17 protein-coding genes and 6 pseudogenes are annotated in these 18,877 nt (G+C 67.4%); 7 read left to right on the top strand and 16 right to left on the bottom strand.

What is annotated here, in order from left to right:
- The first annotated feature begins 46 nt into the window (after positions 1-46).
- From istA to CEB94_RS00400, 3 genes and pseudogenes are all read left to right on the top strand, one after another.
- Positions 47-1,707, top strand: a pseudogene (gene istA / locus CEB94_RS00390) (IS21 family transposase).
- Complete coding sequence (locus CEB94_RS00395; protein WP_175430253.1) at positions 1,704-2,054, top strand: tyrosine-type recombinase/integrase; 351 nt, start codon at positions 1,704-1,706, stop codon at positions 2,052-2,054. Before istA ends, CEB94_RS00395 begins: the two are co-directional and overlap by 4 nt.
- Positions 2,051-4,528 carry a site-specific integrase gene (locus CEB94_RS00400; protein ID WP_246111646.1) on the top strand — a complete coding sequence of 826 codons (2,478 nt, stop codon included), beginning with the start codon at positions 2,051-2,053 and terminating at the stop codon, positions 4,526-4,528. The genes CEB94_RS00395 and CEB94_RS00400 overlap by 4 nt, the downstream gene beginning before the upstream one ends.
- Positions 4,529-4,644: 116 nt before the next feature.
- On the opposite strand, the gene CEB94_RS00405 is transcribed toward CEB94_RS00400, so the two are convergent.
- The 8 genes and pseudogenes from CEB94_RS00405 to CEB94_RS00435 all read right to left on the bottom strand — a co-directional run bounded on the left by CEB94_RS00405 (position 4,645) and on the right by CEB94_RS00435 (position 10,158).
- A complete protein-coding gene (locus CEB94_RS00405; RefSeq protein WP_055607563.1) occupies positions 4,645-5,274 on the bottom strand; it encodes a class I SAM-dependent methyltransferase in 630 nt (209 codons plus the stop codon).
- 220 nt (positions 5,275-5,494) lie between these two features.
- Positions 5,495-5,992 (bottom strand): amidohydrolase family protein, encoded by a 498-nt coding sequence (locus CEB94_RS40480; protein WP_246111647.1) that lies wholly within the window; start codon positions 5,990-5,992, stop codon positions 5,495-5,497.
- On the bottom strand, positions 5,973-6,377 hold the full coding sequence (locus tag CEB94_RS40485; RefSeq protein WP_246111648.1) for an amidohydrolase family protein: 405 nt from the start codon (positions 6,375-6,377) through the stop codon (positions 5,973-5,975). The genes CEB94_RS40480 and CEB94_RS40485 overlap by 20 nt, the downstream gene beginning before the upstream one ends.
- A gap of 346 nt (positions 6,378-6,723) precedes the next feature.
- Positions 6,724-7,172: pseudogene (locus tag CEB94_RS00415) on the bottom strand (isochorismatase family protein); the annotation flags it as partial.
- A 377-nt stretch (positions 7,173-7,549) separates the two neighbouring features.
- A pseudogene (locus CEB94_RS00420) lies at positions 7,550-7,633 on the bottom strand (IS5/IS1182 family transposase); the annotation flags it as partial.
- A 20-nt stretch (positions 7,634-7,653) separates the two neighbouring features.
- On the bottom strand, positions 7,654-8,391 hold the full coding sequence (locus CEB94_RS00425; protein WP_175430254.1) for a hypothetical protein: 738 nt from the start codon (positions 8,389-8,391) through the stop codon (positions 7,654-7,656).
- Between the two features lie 69 nt (positions 8,392-8,460).
- Positions 8,461-9,184 (bottom strand): annotated as a pseudogene (locus CEB94_RS00430) (transposase); the annotation flags it as partial.
- Positions 9,185-9,192: 8 nt separating this feature from the next.
- On the bottom strand, positions 9,193-10,158 hold the full coding sequence (locus tag CEB94_RS00435; RefSeq protein WP_175430255.1) for a helix-turn-helix transcriptional regulator: 966 nt from the start codon (positions 10,156-10,158) through the stop codon (positions 9,193-9,195).
- 91 nt (positions 10,159-10,249) lie between these two features.
- Here CEB94_RS00435 and CEB94_RS00440 point away from each other — a divergent pair, with 91 nt between their 5' ends.
- From CEB94_RS00440 to CEB94_RS00450, 3 genes and pseudogenes are all read left to right on the top strand, one after another.
- Positions 10,250-10,615 (top strand): VOC family protein, encoded by a 366-nt coding sequence (locus CEB94_RS00440; protein ID WP_175430256.1) that lies wholly within the window; start codon positions 10,250-10,252, stop codon positions 10,613-10,615.
- A 232-nt stretch (positions 10,616-10,847) separates the two neighbouring features.
- The gene (locus CEB94_RS00445) at positions 10,848-11,078 is read left to right on the top strand and encodes a transposase (protein WP_175436825.1); all 231 of its coding nucleotides are present in this window, start codon (positions 10,848-10,850) and stop codon (positions 11,076-11,078) included.
- Positions 11,079-11,128: 50 nt separating this feature from the next.
- A pseudogene (locus CEB94_RS00450) lies at positions 11,129-12,022 on the top strand (IS3 family transposase); the annotation flags it as partial.
- Here CEB94_RS00450 and CEB94_RS00455 read toward each other — a convergent pair.
- Positions 11,958-12,323 (bottom strand): hypothetical protein, encoded by a 366-nt coding sequence (locus CEB94_RS00455; RefSeq protein ID WP_175430258.1) that lies wholly within the window; start codon positions 12,321-12,323, stop codon positions 11,958-11,960. The pseudogene CEB94_RS00450 and the gene CEB94_RS00455 overlap by 65 nt on opposite strands.
- A 591-nt stretch (positions 12,324-12,914) precedes the next feature.
- Between CEB94_RS00455 and CEB94_RS00460 the strand changes: the two genes are divergently transcribed.
- On the top strand, positions 12,915-13,106 hold the full coding sequence (locus CEB94_RS00460) for a hypothetical protein (RefSeq protein ID WP_175430259.1): 192 nt from the start codon (positions 12,915-12,917) through the stop codon (positions 13,104-13,106).
- Between the two features lie 8 nt (positions 13,107-13,114).
- Here CEB94_RS00460 and CEB94_RS00465 read toward each other — a convergent pair.
- The 7 genes and pseudogenes from CEB94_RS00465 to CEB94_RS00495 all read right to left on the bottom strand — a co-directional run.
- Positions 13,115-13,597: pseudogene (locus CEB94_RS00465) on the bottom strand (Type 1 glutamine amidotransferase-like domain-containing protein); the annotation flags it as partial.
- A 115-nt stretch (positions 13,598-13,712) separates the two neighbouring features.
- Positions 13,713-14,039: a DUF1048 domain-containing protein gene (locus tag CEB94_RS00470; protein WP_175430260.1), complete on the bottom strand. Its 327-nt coding sequence runs from the start codon at positions 14,037-14,039 to the stop codon at positions 13,713-13,715.
- 1 nt (position 14,040) lies between these two features.
- Complete coding sequence (locus tag CEB94_RS00475; protein ID WP_175430261.1) at positions 14,041-14,397, bottom strand: DUF1048 domain-containing protein; 357 nt, start codon at positions 14,395-14,397, stop codon at positions 14,041-14,043.
- Positions 14,394-14,720, bottom strand: coding sequence for a PadR family transcriptional regulator (locus tag CEB94_RS00480; RefSeq protein ID WP_175430262.1), 327 nt, complete (start codon positions 14,718-14,720; stop codon positions 14,394-14,396). The genes CEB94_RS00475 and CEB94_RS00480 overlap by 4 nt, the downstream gene beginning before the upstream one ends.
- Positions 14,721-15,173: 453 nt before the next feature.
- Positions 15,174-15,407, bottom strand: coding sequence for a hypothetical protein (locus CEB94_RS00485; protein ID WP_175430263.1), 234 nt, complete (start codon positions 15,405-15,407; stop codon positions 15,174-15,176).
- A 551-nt stretch (positions 15,408-15,958) separates the two neighbouring features.
- Entirely contained in the window at positions 15,959-17,032 is a 1,074-nt protein-coding gene (locus CEB94_RS00490; protein ID WP_175430264.1) for a terpene synthase family protein, read from the bottom strand.
- 50 nt (positions 17,033-17,082) lie between these two features.
- On the bottom strand, positions 17,083-18,459 hold the full coding sequence (locus CEB94_RS00495) for a cytochrome P450 (protein ID WP_175430265.1): 1,377 nt from the start codon (positions 18,457-18,459) through the stop codon (positions 17,083-17,085).
- Positions 18,460-18,877: the final 418 nt, after the last annotated feature.

Consider the following 18,877-nt stretch of genomic DNA (forward strand, 5'->3'; position numbering starts at 1 on the left):
GCCTTGTGGTGGGACGATGGCTGTGCTTCTCCCGTTGGGGGCACCGATGCGCCTATCGAAATCCAAGGCCGATCTGTACGCGGCGATCCGCCGGGACCACCGCGCCGGGATGTCGATGCGTGGTCTGCAGCGCAAGTACGGGGTGACCTGGCAGACGGTCCGCAAGGCACTGGATCTGGTCTGGCCCGAGCCCCGCAAGAAGCTGCCTCCGCGTCCGACCAGGCTGGATCCCTACAAGCCGCTGATCGACGAGATGCTGCGCAGGGATCTGGACGCGCCTCCGAAGCAGCGGCACACCGCCAAGCGGGTCTTCGACCGGCTGCTGGACGAGTACGGCGATGGGGATCTCGTATCAGATGGTCCGCGGCTACATCGCCACGCGTCGTGGGGAGATCCGCCAGGAGGCGGGTCGGGGGCCGTCGGAAGTGTTCGTGCCGCAGACCCACCTGCCGGGCACCGAGGCGGAGGTGGACTTCGGGGACGTGCACATCGTGCTCGGCGGGGTGGTGACCCGGTGTTTATCTGTTCTCCTTCCGGCTGTCGTATTCGGGCAAGGCGGTCCATCGTGTGTTCGCGTCCTGCGGTCAGGAGGCGTTCTTCGAGGGCCACGTGCACGCGCTGACCGTGCTGGGCGGTGCCCCTCGCGGCAAGGTCCGCTACGACAACCTGAAGGCCGCCGTCGCCCAGGTGCTCGGATTCGCCCGGCACCGCCAGGAGAGCGAACGGTGGACCGCGTTTCGCACCCACTGGGGCATCGAGAGCTTCTACTGCAGGCCAGGACTCGAAGGCGCCCACGAGAAGGGCGGCGTCGAAGGACAGATCGGGTACTTCAGGCGCAACCACTTCGTCCCCGTTCCCGAGGTCGCCTCGCTGGCCGAGCTCAACGAAATGGTCGACCGGTGGGACCTTGAGGACGAAGGCCGCAGGATCCGTTCGCGGGCGAGGACGGTGGCAGAGTACTTTGCCGTCGGGAGGCCATTGCTCAAGCCGTTGCCGACCGAGCTGTTCGAGACCGGCCGGCTCTTCACACCGAGAGTGGACCGCTACAGCCAGATCGCTGTCCAGACCAACCGCTACTCGGTTCCGGTCCGGCTGATCGGCCGGACGGTGAGGGTGATGCTGCACGCCAATCACCTCATCGTCTACGACCAGGGCCAGGAGGTCGCCCGCCATGAACGGCTGAGCGCGAAGGCCGGCTCGCGCCTGGAGCTGGACCACTATCTGGAGGCATTGATCCGCAAGCCCGGCGCCTTCCCCGGGGCCACTGCCCTCGAACAGGCCCGTTCCGCCGGGAAGTTCACGCCGGTGCATGACGACTGGTGGGACGCGGCCCGGGCATTGCACGGCGACAAGGACGACACCAAGGCGTTGATCGAAGTCCTGCTGTTGGGCCGTCACATGAGCCACGAGCACATCGTCGCCGGACTGGCCACGGCTCTGCGGGCCGGCGCCTTCACCGCGGATGCGGTCGCTCTGGAGGCCCGCAAAGCGGCGGAAGCCGACGACCTCCCGTCCTCCCCTCCTGTCCGCGGACATTCGCCCGAGCGGTCCCGGCCGCTGCGGGCGAATGTCACCTTTCTCGCCGACTGGCGGATGTCCCATCTGCCGCCCGACACCCGGCCGCTGCCCTCGGTGGCCCCTTACGACCAGCTGTTACGACACCGCCGCCACGGCGGTGACACCGCCAGCCAGGGAGAAGCCCCGTGAGTGCCCAACGCCATCGGGGTCTGAGTGAACAAGCTGCCGAGACCGCCATCGATCAGGCATGCCGGATGCTGCGGCTGCGGACCCTTCACGATCTGCGGCACACGGCGACGTTCATGATGCTCGATGACCCGAACATGCCGCCGGTTTACGTGCAAAAGATCCTCGGCCACAAGTATCTGTCGACCCTGGACATCTACAACCGTCCGACCAGGGACGACGTCATCAGAGCCGGCCTCGCCCATCACGCCCGTCAGGAGAAGCGACGCGAGGAGAATCCTGTGCCTGTTGACGAGCCGTCCTACAACCCCGACTCCTTGTCCATCCTCTTCGGCCGGGATGCCTCATGACGAGCACTGCGACGCACGTCGGCTCGAGCTTCGTTCCGCGGGTCACCAGCATGGTGGGCGCCGAAGAGCTCAAGCTGATGAACCGATTCCCGCATCGGGAAAGACCAAGCACGTGGGAAGCGACCGCGGTCACGCGTGAAGAGGTCCTTGAGCGGCTGGCTCGCCCACCGCTACGAGCTGTGGAACCCAGTGCCCAGGCGAATCGAATGTTCGGGGCACGGCTCCTCCTCGACTGGCTGATGACTTTTCCGGGAGAAACCTGGCAACAGCGCTGGCAGAGGAGCCCTGTCCACGGCCAGCACATTGCGTCGCAGGGGTGGAGGGATGCCTTCGCAGCCTGGGCCCGCCCGGAAGGGCGGGTGTCGCGCCGTGAAACGCTTCTCGTCGGGGTGCTGGCGCTGCTCTGCGCGGATGCCGTCAGACCCGACCCGGAGTTCCTCATCGGGTCAAGATCGCGGCATCTTCGGCCGGCTCTGGAGACCACACGCGACCCCGAGGGGTTCGCCCGCTTGAGGGCTTCACTGCCGACCAACATCTCGGCTGCGAATATCTCGTCCGGGCTGAAGACCATTGCGGAGATCATGGCCTGCCGAGGCGGCGCCATCGAGGACATCGTCGTCGGCGACCTGCTGCTCTGGCAAAGCAAGAATCCAAGGAACAGCAATGGACGGATCCAGCTTGCCTACACCTGGCTACGCGACTTGGGTCTCTTTCCAGCAGACGCACCGCACACGCTGTTCCGGATCTCGAACCGTACGGGGCAACTCACCCCGGCGGACCTTGTCGACCGCTACGAACTGCAGTGCCGTCCGATCCGCGATCTCTTGGTCGCCTACCTCTCCCATCGGTCCGTAGGGCTCGACTTCACGACGCTGCAGGCGCTCACGATCTCGCTGGCGCTTCGGTTCTGGGGCGACCTGGAGCGGCATGATCCGGGCATCGACTCTCTTCGGCTGCCTGCCGAGGTGATCACTGCCTGGAAGGTCCGCCTGGCTACGAAGACCGTCCGCAAGCGTCTACCCGATGGATCATTTCGGGAGTTCACAGAGCCACGCCGAGGTGCGATCGGGATCAAAACCCAGGTCAGAGCCTTCTACCTGGACCTGGCGGAGTGGGCAGTGGAGGACCCCGGCCAGTGGGCCGCCTGGGTGGCGCCCTGCCCGATCAGCGAAGCCGAGTGCTCGGGAAGAAAGGCTGAGAAGCAGCTCAAGGCCCGCATGGACCAACGTACTCGCGAGCGCCTGCCGGCCCTGCCCACGCTGGTGAAGACGGCTCACCGCCTGCTGAAAGAGGCCACCATGCGCCTCGATGCACTCAACGCTGCCCCGCTCGGTTCGGATTTCAGCGTGCTTGGTGAGACCTTCAGAGTCCCGCGCTTCAGCAAATGCGCTGACGGGCGCCCGATCCATGCCTGGGATGCGAAGGGCACCCGGCGCTCATTCGCGGGTGAGGAACGCAGCGCATTCTGGGGGTGGTCTGCCATCGAGATCTTGCGGCACACCGGCATCCGCATCGAGGAACTCCTCGAGCTGGGGCACCACAGCATCGTCAGCTACAAGCTCCCCACCACCGGACAGACGGTTCCGCTCTTGCAGATCGCCCCGTCGAAGACCGACCAAGAGCGACTTGTCCTGGTCACGCCGGAGCTGGCGGACGTGTTGAGCACGGTCGTCTCTCGAGTCCGAGGCTCGGATGGGAGAGTCCCCGTTCTCCGTAGCTACGACCACTACGAACGGGTCTGGAACCCGCCGATGCCTCTCCTGTTCCAGGATCGCTCTGGCGGCTACCTGCGTCCGCTGTCACGAGCGACGATCCGTCGGGGACTCGACGTCACCTTGTTGGCCTCAGGTCTGACGGACAGCGCGGGTGACCCCCTCATCTTCCAGCCCCACGACTTCCGCCGGATCTTCATCACGGACTCCATCCTCAAGGGCCTGCCCCCTCACATCGCCCAGGTCATCGCTGGTCACGACCACATCGGAACGACGATGGGATACGCCGCGATCTACCCCACTGATGCCATCGAGGCACACCGAGCGTTCATCGCCCGGCGCCGGGCTCTGCGGCCTGCCGACGAATACCGCACCGTCACCCCTGAGGAATGGGGAGAGTTCCTCGGACACTTTGAGCGCCGCAAGCTCGCCTTGGGCGACTGCGGCCGCGCATACGGAACTGACTGCGCTCACGAACACGCTTGCGTCCGATGCCCCGCCCTGATCGTCCACGCGACAGAACGTCCCCGGCTTGTCGAAATCCGCGACAACCTCCTCACGCGCATCTTGGAAGCCGAAAGGGAAGGCTGGCTCGGCGAGATCGAAGGGCTGCAGAGCAGCCTGACCCACGCCGAGGAGAAGCTAGCCCAACTCGACGCCCAGATCTCCCGGAAGCAGGAGTCTGTCGACCTGGGAATCCCTACCTTTCGGGAGATCGTTGCTCGCAGCACTGCGGCGGCCACCCCGCCGGGGCCTGCGTGACTGAACGGCTGTCAATCCGGCGTGCTCAGCGGACACCGCCACAGAACGCGGCTCTTGGACGAGCTTCGTCCACGCGGATGATCTACACCACCCCGACCCCGGCCACGGGCCACGTTCTACGGGCGGCGGGCCAGCAGGTGGGTGTCGAGGAAGCCCCGCTCGGACGCTGGGTCGTGGAGCAACCGAGCCACCGTGACGAGTCCGGCCCCGGCCAGCAACTCGGCAAACTGCTCCGCCGGCCAGCTATAGGCAGGCGCCACCTTGTGGTCGAAGCGGACAGGCTCCGGCCCTTCGGTTCCGAAGAAGGACGCCAGGAGCAGGCCCCCTGGTGCCAAGACACGCACCTGCTCAGCGAGAAGCGCAGGCAATTCTTCAGGTGGGGTATGGATCATCGAGTAGTGGGCCAGCACTCCGCCAAGCGCGCCGTCCTCGACCGGCAGGGCCTCCATTCGTGCTTCGTCGAACCGCAGCGCCGGATGGGCCCGCCGGGCGTGGGCGACCATAGCCGGCGAGAGGTCGAGCCCGAAGGCGTCCAACCCCAAGTCGTGCAGCATGGCGGTCAAATGGCCGGGCCCGCACCCGACGTCGGCTGCCCGCAGGTTCCCCGTGCCACGCACGAGCTCGGCGAAGGTGCCGATCATGTTCCGCGCGAACGGCTGCGTCTCCAACCGATTAGCGAACATCGACGCATACAGTTCGACGACCCCGTCGTAGGCCGCCCTGGTCTCGTCCTGGTGTTTTAACACGGCAGTGAAGCTAACACCCGCGTCGTTCACAGCAGTTCTCCGGCCCCATACCGGCTCCTTCCCCGCAGGACTGATCGTCCTGTCACCTGACCACGGGACGCCCCGGTAGTTCGGAGAAAGCAGGAGCCGAGGATGCGCAGCGGCAGGCAGTGGTGGTAGCGCCGTCGGCAGAGCGGGCAGGTGGTTCGCGCGGCCATGGCTCTGCCCAGGTGTGAGGGGGCTATGCGGATGGCCGGCGCTCGTGTACGCGCCGGCCCAGGATGTAGGTGGCGGCCACCGCCTGCTCGTCCCCCGGCATCATGAGTGCGGACAGGCGCTCGGTGAAGCTCTCGGCGATCTCGGTGCGGCGGGCAAGGGTGGGAGTGGCCGCGAAGTCGAAGACTGTGAAGTCGGCTTCCTTACCGACGGTGAAGTTTCCGATGTGGTGGTCCAAAGACAGGGCTCGTGCGCCGCCCAGGGTGGCCAGGTAGAAGCCGCGCAGGGCCGGCAGGCGCCCGCCGCGTACCGCCACCACCTTGTAGGCCTGGTTGAGGACGTACAACGGGGAGTAGCTGGTGCCGCCGGCGATGTCGCTTCCCAGACCGACGCTGACGCCGTATCGCCAGGCGGCGTCGAGGTCGAACAGGCCGCTGCCCAGGAACATGTTGGAGTCAGGGCAGAACGCCACCGCCGAGCCGGCTGCGGCCAGGCGGACGCGGTCAGTGTCGTCGATGTGCACGCAGTGCGCGAACAGCGATTTTGTCGGTCAGCAGACCGAAGCGGTCGTAGATGTCGATGTAGGAACGGTAGGACGGGTCCTGGGCGCGGTAGATGTCGAGTACCCGCTTGATCTCCTCGGGGTTTTCCGCGCCGTGGGTCTGGATCCACAGGTCGGGCTGCTGGCGGTGCAGCCTGGCGACCATGGTCAGCATGTCCTCGGTACAGGTCAGAGCCAGGCGGGGGGAGATGCTGTAGCCCAGACGGCCTCTGCCGTGCCATCGGTCCATCAGTTCCGTCGTCTGGTCCTCCGCCGTCTGCACATCCGGGTCGCGCAGGTAGTGCGGATTCTGGGCGACCCGGTCCATAAGGACCTTGCCGCTCAGCATGCGCAGGTTGCGCTGCAACAGCCCGGTGGGTTCGGGGGCAGTCGATACGGAGGCCCGGGCGTGGAGGGGCGGGGGTGGCAGGCGTGTCTTGCAGGCCCTATCCCGCACCCGACATCGGCAGGCTCGGTGCGCGAGCCGCAGCTTGGTGCATCCGCTGGCCGAGCAGGAACGCGGCCGACGCAGCCGCCCGGTCAGGCCGGAGTGAATCGGCCGGCTGGCATCGGCTCCAGACGTCCCCCGTTCAGAGCCACGACGGCGGCCGCTCAGCGCAGGCGACCGCCTCGCTATCGACCGGGACGAAGCCCGCTGACTACTGGCCTGCGGACTGCCAGCCTGCCCCTACCGCGCCGGGCCTGGTGCGGGTCTACTGCGGTAGGGGTGCCTCACCGGATACGGCGATGCCTGCCTGGTGAAAGTCGTCGACGACCGCGGCTGTCGTGTCCGGGGCGACTCCGACGGAGTAGTCCAGGCGTACCCGGGCGCGGAAGCCGGCCTTCACAGCGTCAGCGCGGTGGGACGCACACAGTGGTCCGTAGCGATGCCCACCACGTCGACATCCTCGACCCCGCGGGTGCGCAGCCAGTCCGCGAGGGGGGTTCCTTCTTCGTCGGCTCCTTCGAAGCCGCTCTTGGAGGCGCTGTGGGCGCCCTTGGAGAAGACGGCGTCGACCTTTCCGCCGGTGACGGCGGGCGCGCAGTGGGGGTGGAATTCGCTGCCCTCGCCTCCGGCCACGCAGTGGACGGGGAAGCTGTCCTTGAAGTTCGGGGTCTGAGAGAAGTGATCTCCCGGGTCGATGTGGTGGTCGCGGGTGGCGAAGCGACTGATCAACCGACTGAAGGACTGGCGCGGCATCGCCACACGCCGGGTGCCCGTCGAGGTCGCCGAGGAGTGTGCTGGGCATCGAGGGCGCCGTCCCACAGCTTCCCCGCGGCCTTGTCCTGCGGCGCGGACACCAGCCGCAGCCACGCAGGTTGGCCGCAGGGGGTGCGGGCCGAGGCACCCCCGGCCCAGCCCCAGAACTCCCCTCCCGGCTCGGTCTGCACGTCCAGGGCCCTTCGGGGCACGGATGTGTTGGGCGGGCACTGTCACGTTGGCTGACCGGTGGGATGATCTTCGGGTCGATCAGGCTGGGAGGGGGCGTCCGGGGGGAGTGCGTCGCTGTTGTACAAGTCACCGGTACCCGGTCGAGGTCGTTCGATGGTCCAGCGGTGGCGGCCAAGTCGTTGCGAGGTCTCGACGCCCTTGCGGGCGATGCGGTGCCGGATGCCTCGGCTAGATAACCATCTCCGGCCTGTCAATCGGTCGACGGGTCCCGGAAAACGGGGTTGTCCGGGCGGAAAGGCACCTCCAGCGCCACCGATACGACACAGTCGTATTCGGGCGCCGTAGCGACGAAGCGCACGACGTACTCCACCGAACTGTCCCGCGGAGGGGAACACCGTCCCCGGGCCACGGCCTGCCGTTGCGCGGCGAGCCGGGCCGGACTGCGGGCCCGCAGCCATGCTTCGCGGCCAGGTCCGTCGGGCACGCCGAGCCCGAGCCCGACGGGGAAGCGACAGATTGCCAACACGATGAGATCGCCTCGCCCGACAGCGGCGAAGTGCAGTCGGCGGCCGGCCGGGGAGCTCGCGGTGAGGTCATGGGGCCGACCGCAGTGCGGACAGGGGCCGTCATCGAGGACGACGGCCCCTGGGTCGGCGTCCAACATCTGCCCGAGGAGGAGCCGCAGCCCCGCGCGGACCATGAGGAGGCGCTCTCCTTCAGGGCCCGCCATCTCCGCTGCAAGGCGGGCTCGTTCCTCGGGGGCGAGCCTTTCGCGCAGGGCTCGACGGTCTTCCGGCGACAGCGTCGACACCACGAACGTGCGCAGTGCGAGAGGGTCGAGCCTTCCGCCGCACTGCGCGGGGTCGAGACCGAGCGGTGGCGCGGGCAGCGGAGCCCGCTGCGCACCCCAGCCGCCGTCGGGATTTGTCGCAGGCACGATGGGAAACGACGCAGGCAGGGGAGAGATGTTCGGCTCCAAGGGTTCCATCAGGTCTGTCACTCCCTCCGTCGGCCTTGCGCTCATGCTAGGGCTCTGACTGCGTGGCTCGCCGGGCTGTCAGGCTGAGATTTCGAGGGGGCGTCCGCCCCTGCGGGTCCCTTTTTCGCTGCGGACGCTGGCGCGTTCTTTGCGTTCGGCGGCCAGGACGTCGCGGTGGCGGGTGTTGGCGTTGCGGTAGCCCAGCTAGGCGTGCAAGGCCCGGGTCTGCACGGTGTGGTTGGGGTGGTGGGAGTTGGCGATGGTGAACTGCCGCAACGGTCCGACGTGGGCTTCGATCGGGTTGGCCCAGGAGGCGTAGGTCGGGGTGAAGCACAACTCGACCTTGTTCCTCTTGGCCCAGCGGCGGATGTCGGCGCCCTTGGGGGCGGAGAGGTTGTCCAGGATCACGTAAATCGGTGCGCCGTCGGGCCGGGCGGCGCGGATCGATTTCAACGCGGCCAGCGTGTTCGCGGCGCCCTTCCTGCGGCGGTTGACGCCCCACAGGCGGTCGTCGCCGACCGAATAGCAGCCGTGGAAGTAGCGCACCCCGTGGGTGCGGTGGTAGGTGGCCGGTAATCGGTCGGGACGTTTGCGTTGGGCCCAGCCGGAGCCTGCGGTGGGCCGGACTCCGAGCGGGCCGAACTCGTCGGAGCGAACACCCGGTCCGGCAAGCGGTCCAACACCGCCTCGATCCGGTCGAGCTTGGCGTCGCATTCGGGTCCGGGGACTCCTTCCAGGTCTTGGTGCGCTGGAAGGTGACACCGCGGCGGGCGAGCAGACAACCTAACGCCTCGCGGCCGATGTTGCGGGTCAGGACGTCGGTGACGGCGCATAGTGGTGGGCAAGATGGGTGGCGAGGTCGCGGAGGTGAGCCCTGGCTTCGGTGGGGCCGTGCACAGTGATGGCGCTCCCGAACGGCAGTAGTGCTCGCACGTCCTCCAGATGCAGGAAGCGGATCGTTACCTTGCGGCCAGTGGCGGATGCTTCATGGTCGTCCGCGACGAGTCGTAGACCAAAGATCCGTTGCGCTCGCTCGATCTGGTTCTGGTCGATGGTGGCGCTGACCTCTATCGCGTGGTTGTGCTCCCACTGATCAATGAGCGCTGCAGCGACGGTGGCCAGGGTCTGGCTCTCGCGGATCCGTCGTGGCTGGTCGACTTCTTTCCACGTCGTGATCCGTTCGAGTCGGTACATCCGTGGCACTCGGGCACAGTCGGCGACGAGGTACCAGATGCCGGCCTTGGCGAACAGCCCGTAGGGATCCACGACCAGGTCGCGTGGGCATGACTCGCGTGGGCTGTCGTACTCGATCCGTAGCCGGCGACCTCGCCGCACTGCGCCGATCAGTGAAGCCGGAGTCGTGCCGGAAGCTCGTGCCTGACGCCAGGGACGGCTGTCCACGTGCACTACGTCGGTGAGCGGCAAGAGTTCATGACCTCGACGTGGCTGTGTAGCGACGATCTTGGAGAGCGCGCGCCGGCCTTCGGTCGATGCGTTGAGCTCCGCACGTTGCTTCTCATCCAGCCCAGTGAGCGACAGATGATCACGCTCGCCCGGTGTGAGTCGCGTGAGGTCGAGCCCGGACCCGGGTGGCATGGTCACGCCTCCGAGGCGGCCCCGTTGTGCGGTCACCGGCAGACCGGCGTCGCGGAGCCAGTTCAGGTCTCGGGTGATGGTTCGAAGGGACACCCCGAGCGCCGAGGCAAGTTCCTGTGTGGTCACGGCATCCCTCGATTCGAGGAGCAGCATCAAGGAGAAGAAGCGATCTGGGGTCACGCACCAAGTTTTTCAGGAATTGCGACACGATGCGGCGCATATCCCGGTCAGGCTGGTGGATGCGTACCTACAACCTGTGAGAAGGACAACCATGACCACATCCGTCGTGTCCATCGTGTATGTGAACGACGCTCCCGCCGCAGCTCGTTTCTACGGCGACCTCCTCGGCATGAGCCCCTCGTTCGAGACTCCGGGATACATCACCTTCGGCCTCGGGCCAGGCGCTGACCTCGCTCTGTGGTCTGGCCAGTTCGAGGATCTGTCACCGGACGTCCCGCGTACCAGTGAGGTTTGCCTGGCCATCGATGGTGGACCCGACGAGCTCAACGCGACCTTCAAGCAGTGGAATTCCAAGGGGGTCACGATTCTGCGCGAGCCTCATGATGCGGGGTTCGGGCTGACCTTCCTCGCAGCCGATCCTGACGGGAACCGTATCCGCGTGGCACCGCGGGACTGAAAGGCCACAATGCGGCAGGCGCGCACCGCAGGTGTCGCGCCTGCCGTCGTCTGACTTTGAGAGGACGACGAGTGCCCCACGCGAATGCGCCCCTGAGTGTCGAGGGCCGTAGGCGGCTCGTGAAGCGGTGCCAGACACGTCACATCGCCCACGTCGCCGCTGAGATGAAGCTTCCCCTTGATGTTGGACACCTGGAGACTGGGACGTGAGGTTCCAGAGGAAGTAGTGCCAGCTGGGAAGCAAGAGCAACCGCAGCAGGCGGTACTCGGAGGAGTTCAAGCGCGACGCGGTCGCGCTGGTCCGCTCCTCCGGCAAGACCGTCACCGAGGTGGTCCGGGAGATCGGGGTCAGCGCCGAGGGCCTGCGGAACTGGGTCAAGCAGGACACGATCGACCGCGGGCAGGGGGTGCCGGGCGAGCTCACGAGCGCGGAGCGGGAGGAACTGCGTCGGCTGCGGCGGTAGAACCGTGAGCAGGCCGAGACGATCGAGGTGCTGCGAAAAGCGGCGGTCTTCTTCGCGAAGGAGAGCGATCGATGAACGACGTGTATGCGTTCATCGAGGCGGAGAAGACCGCCCACTCAGTCGCTCTGTTGTGCCGGCTGCTGAAGGCGGCCCGCTCCTCCTTCTACGCCTGGATGGCCGGCGAGCAGGCCCGCGCCGCCCGCCGGGCCGCCGACGACGCCCTGGCCCACGAGATCACCGCCTTGCACATCGCCTCCCGGTGCACCTACGGAGTGCCGCGCATCCATGCCGAACTGCGCAGGCTGGACCGGCGGGTCAACCGCAAGCGAGTGGAGCGGATCATGCGTGAGCGCGACATCACCGGGGTCAACCGGCGCAAGCGCCGATCGCTGACCCGTCCGGCAAATAAGGTGATGCCTGCTCACGACCTGATGGGCCGCGACTTCACGGCCGCCGCCCCGGGGCAGAAACTGGTCGGTGACATCACCTACATCCCCACCGACGAGGGCTGGCTGTATCTGGCGACCCGCGAGATCGTCGGCTACTCGATGGCCGACCACCACCGCGCATCTCTGGTGGTCGACGCATTGACGATGGCCGCCGGCCTCAGCGACCTCCAGCCCGGCTGCGTCGTGCACTCGGACCGCGGAGCGGAGTGCACCGCTGACGAACTCCGCCGGGAAGTAGGCCGGTTGGGGCTGCGGCAGAGCATGGGGCGAACCGGCTCGTGCTACGACAATGCCGCCGCCGAGAGCTTCTTCGCGCTGCTGAAAGCGGAGATCGGCACCCGCCGCTGGCCCGACCGGATTACCGCCCCCGGCCCTGCTGACCGATCCGGACCGGGCGGCTCGGTGGAGACGGAAGAGGTGGCCGTGGAAGTCATGTCAGTTCCTGGAGGATCTGGCCGGGCAGGTGGAGGGCCGCATCTGGGCTTTCGGCGATGAGCCGGGCGGTGGCCTGCTGCTCGCCGGTGAACTGCGGCAGAATGCCGGTGGTGATCCGATCCCAGGCCAGTGCATAGCGGGCGTTCCACTCCAGCACCGTCATCGCCTCGCGCTGGGCAGTCAGGAATCCGGCGAAGCTGAGAATCGCGGGCAGGTGCCGGGTGGTGAACACCGCGTTCGGGCACTCGAGGCAACCCCACACCGCCACCGGGCAGCCGGAGCCCGGGCGGCGGGCGAACGGCGAGGCATGGAAGTCACGGCAGGACGCCAGCCATACGTCGCTGTCCCCGGACAGGGCCACCGCCACTCATCGGGAGGCAGTTCGGCCGCCGACCTGTCCAGTCGGCGGCCCTGGTCGTCGAGGACGACGGGCGCTTCCATGACGGCGTCCAACGCCTCGCGCAGCCCTTTCTCGACGGCTTCCTCATGCAGCGGACGGTGCGCTTCGATGTTGGCGTAGTGCTTGGCCGCGACCCGGGGGCTGTGGCCCTCGGCGAAGTCCTCCAGCAATCTCCGGTCTGCTGGTAGCGGCGCGACTTGTAAGTCTTGCGCAGCCGCCGCAGGTTCAGCGCCGCGTCTTCGTTGGATGCCTCGAACAGCGCGGTGAGCTGGTGGCGTTCGAGGAATGCCTGCTTGACCGGGCCTAGGAAGGTGGCCCGGTGGCGGCCGAAGGTGGCGATCACCTCCCCGCTGCGCCCGCGCTGAAGACGAGAACGCTTACCTGACGATCAACCGGCACCCGGTGGTACTCCCACCGAAACTGGCCCGCCTCATCGAAGACCACCTCCGTGAAACCACCACACTGCATCGACAACCACAGGACACGGAGAGGTTCCTCCTCCCCGGGCAGATCCCTGGTCGGCCCCGCAATCCTGTGGGCCTCGGAGACACGATGAAGCGCCACAGCCTGCCGGCCCGGGCAGCGCACAACACCGCCATGGTGGAAGCGCTCACCGACCTTCCACCCATCGTTATCTCAGATCTCGTCGGCGTCAGCCCCGTCACTGCCGCCCGCTGGGCCAGGCTCGCGGGCGACAACTGGTCCGACTACCTCGCCACCCGACAGCCAGCCCAAAGAAGGTGAACTGCGCATCACGTCGCTCCGTGAAGCAACCGGCATGGCAGCGCTTGCTCGGTCACCTCGTGATCTTCATCTGCCTGCACCCAGTACAGGCGGGCCTCCGGAGTCCGGGTGACGGCTTCCTCAAGACGTCCGTCCGTGAAGAGGGCCCCCACTCCGTCCTCAAGCGCCCAGCCAGCGGACAGCATGCCGTTGGCTACAGTCTGACGGAAGGAGGTGCGACGCCCTGGTTCACTGTCGTAGTGCGGACACACCGAACCCGGCAGGAGGCCCAGTCCGTCCTGCAGAAACGTCAGCGGACCGAAAGAGTCCGTATGCGAGCCCTCCGCCCAGCAGTTGGCGCCAGCACTGATTCCGCACAGCAGCGTCCCGCGGCTGCAAGCCTCGAGCAGTAGCCGGTCGACTCCATGTGCACGCCAGACCGCCAGCAGGTTCGCAGTATTGCCGCCGCCGACGTACACGGCATCCTGGCTGAGCAGGAACGTCCGCAGAGCGAAGGAGAGCCCGCAGCTCAAACCTGATGTCGAGACACCTGTGCACGTGCTGCCGACGCAGAGGACGCCATGACCCCCACCGTGGCGGAACCGCCGCGAACCGGTCCGGCGGCTGTCACTTCCTGGCCGCGCCGGGTTCCCCGCTAATGGCTTCCTGGTAGGCATCCGCGTAGGTGGGAGAGTCCTTGATCAGGTCGTCGCAGAACGCGGCGACGTCGGTGCCGATGAGTTCCAAGACTCCCTTGCCCTCGGCGACGCCCTCCTCGAAGAAGTCGAGGATTCCAGGGAGGAGGGGTCCGTCGGACAGGCTGACCGGTCCGACCTTGAACAGGTACTTCTGCATCTCCTTGTAGACGATCTGGTAGTCGGGCGGGAGTGCCTTGACCCGGGCAACGTGCGCCCGCCACTGTTTCTTGCCTTCGATGATGTCCTGGATGCTCACGTCAGCCTCCCAGCCGGCTCAATTTCCTTGCGACGTTCCTGTTCAACTGCTCGCGCCACCGGTCGCGATGAGTCCGGGCCCCGGCTCCGCCGGCCAGCGCCGTACAGAAGCCCTGGATGTCGTCGCCGAGCACCTCGTGGACGCTCTGCCCGTCCGCTACCGACACTTCGAGCAGCCCAAGGGCGGAGTCGAGGATCGGTGTCAGGTTGCGGCCGGTGAAGTCCCCATAAGGGAAGAGGTGAGCGACGATCTGGTCCCACGCCTCCCGGTAGTCGTCCGGCAGAGCCTCAACCCGGGCTCCGAACGCCTTCCAGTCCCTGGTGAGATCGCTGCCTGTGACCTTCTCCCAGAAGTTCATCTCCCGCCCTCCTTGAGCCTGTTGATGCGCGATGAGAGGTACCGCCATTTCGCCCAGAACTTCGCGAGTTCCTCGCGCCCGGCGTCGTTGAGCGCGTAGAACTTGCGTGGCGGACCGACCCCGGATGGACGTTTCGTCACTTGGACGAGCCCGTTCCTCTCCAGCCGCAGCAAGATGGTGTACACCGTCCCCTCGATGACGTCGGCGAAGCCGAGCTCGTTCAGCTGGCGAGTGATGGCGTACCCGTAGGTCTCCTCGCTGCCGATGATTTCGAGCACGCACCCTTCGAGCGTGCCCTTCAACATCTCCGTCAGGTCGTCCATCGCGGGTGCTCCTCAACCCTGCCGGTACTGCGTGGTACCGAGTACCGCTATACGGTATCACCGAGTAGTGGAACGGCAGCATCTCCGGTGGACGCAATCCCGGGCGACTCGTTCGGCGAGAGACCGGGTTCCATCGAACGCTGCAGACCGGCCATCGGTTGAGCTGATGGGTGGACCGTTGCGCGTCAACATGCTGAACTTGACAGAGAATCCGCCGGGTGGAGCAGCCAGGAAAGGCTGAACGTCACGCTGGTGGAGCCCGAGCTGGTGGTCGAAGTCGGCGTTGACGTCGCCCGCGACGCCTCCGGCCGGTGGCATCATCCTGCGCGCCCGCCCCGACCTCTCCCCCGCCGACGTCCCCCGCCTGATGTCACCCCCGCACTGACTTCGCGTCTGTCCGCGCCACTGGAGGCACCCTGGCGCCGGACGATAGCCTCCGTGAACCAGCGAGGCCTACGAGTGTTGGAAGAAGGCGTTGTTCTGGTTCCCATCGCTGCGGGTGTTGGCGTTGTTGTTCTCGATGCTCTGCAGGTCGCTGTTGATGGCCGTGTTCAGAGCCGCAACGTCGCTGAGGATATGAGCGTCGTTGAGAGTGCCGTCCCCGATTCCGGCGTGCGCGGGTACTGCGGCGAGGATGGCGGTGCCGACGGTGAGAACGCCAGTGGCGAGGATGCTTCGCTTCTTCATGATCTGATCAACGGCTGCCACAGCCGAAGGTCACCAGGTGTATTGACCCGTGAGGTTGTGGGCGCGGCTGGCGGGTGGCTGGCCTCACCTCGCTGCCCGGCCGTGGTGGGCCCGGCAGACGGTGAAGTCGACGTTCACGTCGGGTTCCATCCCGCGGCCAGCGACGGAACAGGCCATAGACCCGGTTTCACAGCCCATTGCGTCCCGGCACGTCCCGCCAGGAAGCACCGGTCCGGGTCCGCCACCGTATGCCGTCTATCAACTGCAGCGTGCGCCCTGCGGACGACCCGGCTTGATGCGGGCGGTGCTCGACCGGCTCTGTCTGCCCCTGGAGGGCTGCCGTGCCGTCCAGGAGATGGACCGGGGCCCGGTCAGCCGCAACCCGTCCATGCTCGTCACCCCTCTCGGAGAGCTCATGAGCAGCGCGGCGGGGCTTGCACGTGTGGCTGCGTCCGCACCGCGGGACCTGGGGCACCAGGCCAGTGGCCGCGGGTGTTCCAGGCCGCCGATGGGTGAGGGCGGTGAAGACCGGCGGCCGGGGCGGTGGTGAGTCACGCCGGCGGGTGCGGAAGGTAGAGGGTGCGGTGTGGGGTGAGGACGACATGGGCATCCGTCAGGCCGTTCCAGACGTGACCGCGTCCGTTGTACCGGGGGGTCAGGTAGGACCATTCCAGGTTCCCGGCAATCAGCTCTTCCAACGCCCGCAGGTAGGCGGGAAGGGGACTGCTCCCTCCGGCGGTGCCGGCCCGAAGGTGTGCGGCGAGACGGTCGAACTCGGCCTCGGTGCGGCGGACGGTGGCGGCGACACGGTCGACGGCGCCCTGGAGGTCGCCGCCGTTGTCGGCGAGGGCGATCTGCATCTCGTTCATGGCGTCGCCGCTATAGAGCTCCTTGCGGTAGGAGAAGAGATCGTTGACGCCGATCCAGTGGCGGGCCACGAGCACGTTGAGGCGGCGCAGTTCCGGCAGGCGGCGCAGTGCCTGGCCGAGGTCGATGCCCAGAGCGAATTCGAGGAGAGGGAAGCAGCACTCGCCGATCGAGCTGTTGCGGTGCGTCTCGTAGGTCGGCAGGTCAAGTGCGCCGATGTCCTGGACGATTTCGCGTTCGAGGCGACAGGTGTGGAGGAAGCCGTGCAGGGTGTGCGCATAGCGCGCCCAGATCCCGTCGGGCATGAGCGTCAGGCTTCGTTGCCGTAGGAGGCAGAAGGCGCGGGTGTAGGCGGTGTCCGTCGCCGCTGGTCTCCCATCGATCACGGCGCAGAGGTCCTGGAGGCCCAGTTCCCGGATGCGCGCCTCGGACGCGCCGGCGAAGACGTCGTCGATGCTGAAAAGGAAGTCGATCCAGGCGCAGATCAGCTCGACGCGGTCCTCGCGGGCGCTGGCGTAGGTGAGCAGGCTCCACAGGCTGGTGCGGTATTCCAGGAAGGCGTCCAAAGCCTCCCGACTGTCATAGGCGTCGCCGACGAGGTCGGCGAGCCGCGCCGAGCAGCGTTCCTCCAGTGCCGGGAGGCCGGGCCGGTGGCGGGCGGGCATGAACCTGGGGAAGACCGGCATGCGGAACGAGGGATAGTTGCGCCAGGCTTCCGGGACGCTGGCGGAGATGCTGCGGGCCGTGGGGGCAGGCACCTTGGCGACCGGAAGCGCGGTGAGGTGAGGGTCGGGAGGCCGCGCGGCCGTCATCGGCTGTGTCCAAAGCGGTCTTGGTGCATGTGGCCCGCCCTGCTCCGGGGCACCGTGGTCAGGGGGCCGGCCTGCGGGGTGAGCAGGAATCGGGGGTGGGGCCGCAGGCGTGCGCCAGGGGTTTTGCGCAGTTGCCACCGGCTGCTGATCATGGCCAGGGCGAGGACGGCTTCGGTCATGCCGTAGTGCTCGCCCAGGCATTTGCGGCGCCCGCCGCCGAAGGCCGTGAACGCCTGGCGCTGGGCGGCGGTGGTGCGCTCGGGCAGCCACCGGTCGGGGTCCAGGCGCTCGGGCTCGGGGAAGACGGCCGGGTCGCGGTGCAGGGCGTAGGGGGAGACGATCACGTCCGCGCCCGCTGGAACGGCGAATCCCGCCACCGTGGTCGGCTCCAGAGCGATACGGCTGAGCATCCAGGTAGGCGGCCACAGGCGCAGCACCTCGGTGAGGACACGGCGGGTGTACGACAGACGCTGAACATCGGCGTAGACCGGTGTGCGTCCACCGAGTTCCCGGTCGAGTTCGGACCCCAGCGTCTGCTCCACCTCCGGGTGGTCGGCCAGCGCGTGCAGGGTCCAGGCGAGCAGCGAGGCCGTCGTCTCCACGCCGGCGGCGAGCACCGACATGATCTGGTCGCGTACCTCACGCTCACTCAGCGGCCGGCCGTCGTCGTCCATGGCGGCCATCACGAGGGACAGAAGATCGTCCCCCGGTGCCTGTCCCGCGCGGTACTGGGCGATGATTTGTGGGATGGTCTCCTCCAGCCGGGCCCGCGCACGCTCGAAGCGCCGGTTGGCCGGCAGCGGGAGACGGTGAACCAGCGGCACCGGCACCAGCATCCGGCGGAACATGCCCTCCAGCAGCACCGGCAGGGCCGCGGCCATGACATCCGCTGCCCGGCGTCCGGCCGGAGCGGCGATGAGCGTGCGCGCGACCACCTGGGCCGCCAGCGCGTACATGCGGGATTCGACATCGATCTGCCCGCCCGGACGCCAGTGCGCCAGCTCCTCCAGCGCGCACGCGGACATGACCGGCGCGAAACGGGCGACCTGATCCCGGTGGAACGCCGGCCGCATCACCGCCTGCTGACGCCGGTGCTCCGCGTTGGAGCACGTGATGACCCCATTGCCGACGAGGAGCCGGGCAGTGTCCATGAACGGGCCGCCCTTGTCGAACACGGCGGACACCAGCACCTGACGAGCAGCCTGCGCGTCGTTGACCAGCAGCACCGGTCGGCTCCCGATCCTGACGGCCGCCACCGCGTCCCCGCCCCGTGCCCGCAGCAAAAACTTCAGCGGATCCCGCGCCAGCCGATGGACGTGCCCCACGACCGGCACACCACCAGCCACCGGCCGGATCTTCTCCGCGACCCTCACCCACGCCCCTCCATCACCCGACCAGCATGTGCTCACAGGACACGTACGCACCACGTAATGGATTTCCCTGCCCCCCGCGCTCCCCGGCGATGCTCCTCACCCACGGGCGCACAGAAGCTGCTCCAGCGTGCAATGGGGCGCGCGAGCAGGCGGACGCTGCCGGAATGCTCTCGCCGCCCCTGTGCCCGGAACCGGTGCTGCTGCCGGGATGGGCTGGCCAGCCGGAGTGAGGGACAGGGTCGGCTACTGGCCGTTGCCCCTGCGCTGTGCAGGCTCGAGGCTCGCCAAACGGCAGATTGCTGAAAAACCAGCTCCCTGCGCGTCTGAACCATCATCTGCTCATCGGCCTGCGGGACAACCCACCTCGGCTGTCTGTCGATCTTGGTGAGCTACACCAGATGGCACGGCCTTTTCGCGT

The sequence above is a fragment of the Streptomyces hawaiiensis genome (genome assembly GCF_004803895.1).
Lineage (GTDB): Bacteria > Actinomycetota > Actinomycetes > Streptomycetales > Streptomycetaceae > Streptomyces > Streptomyces hawaiiensis.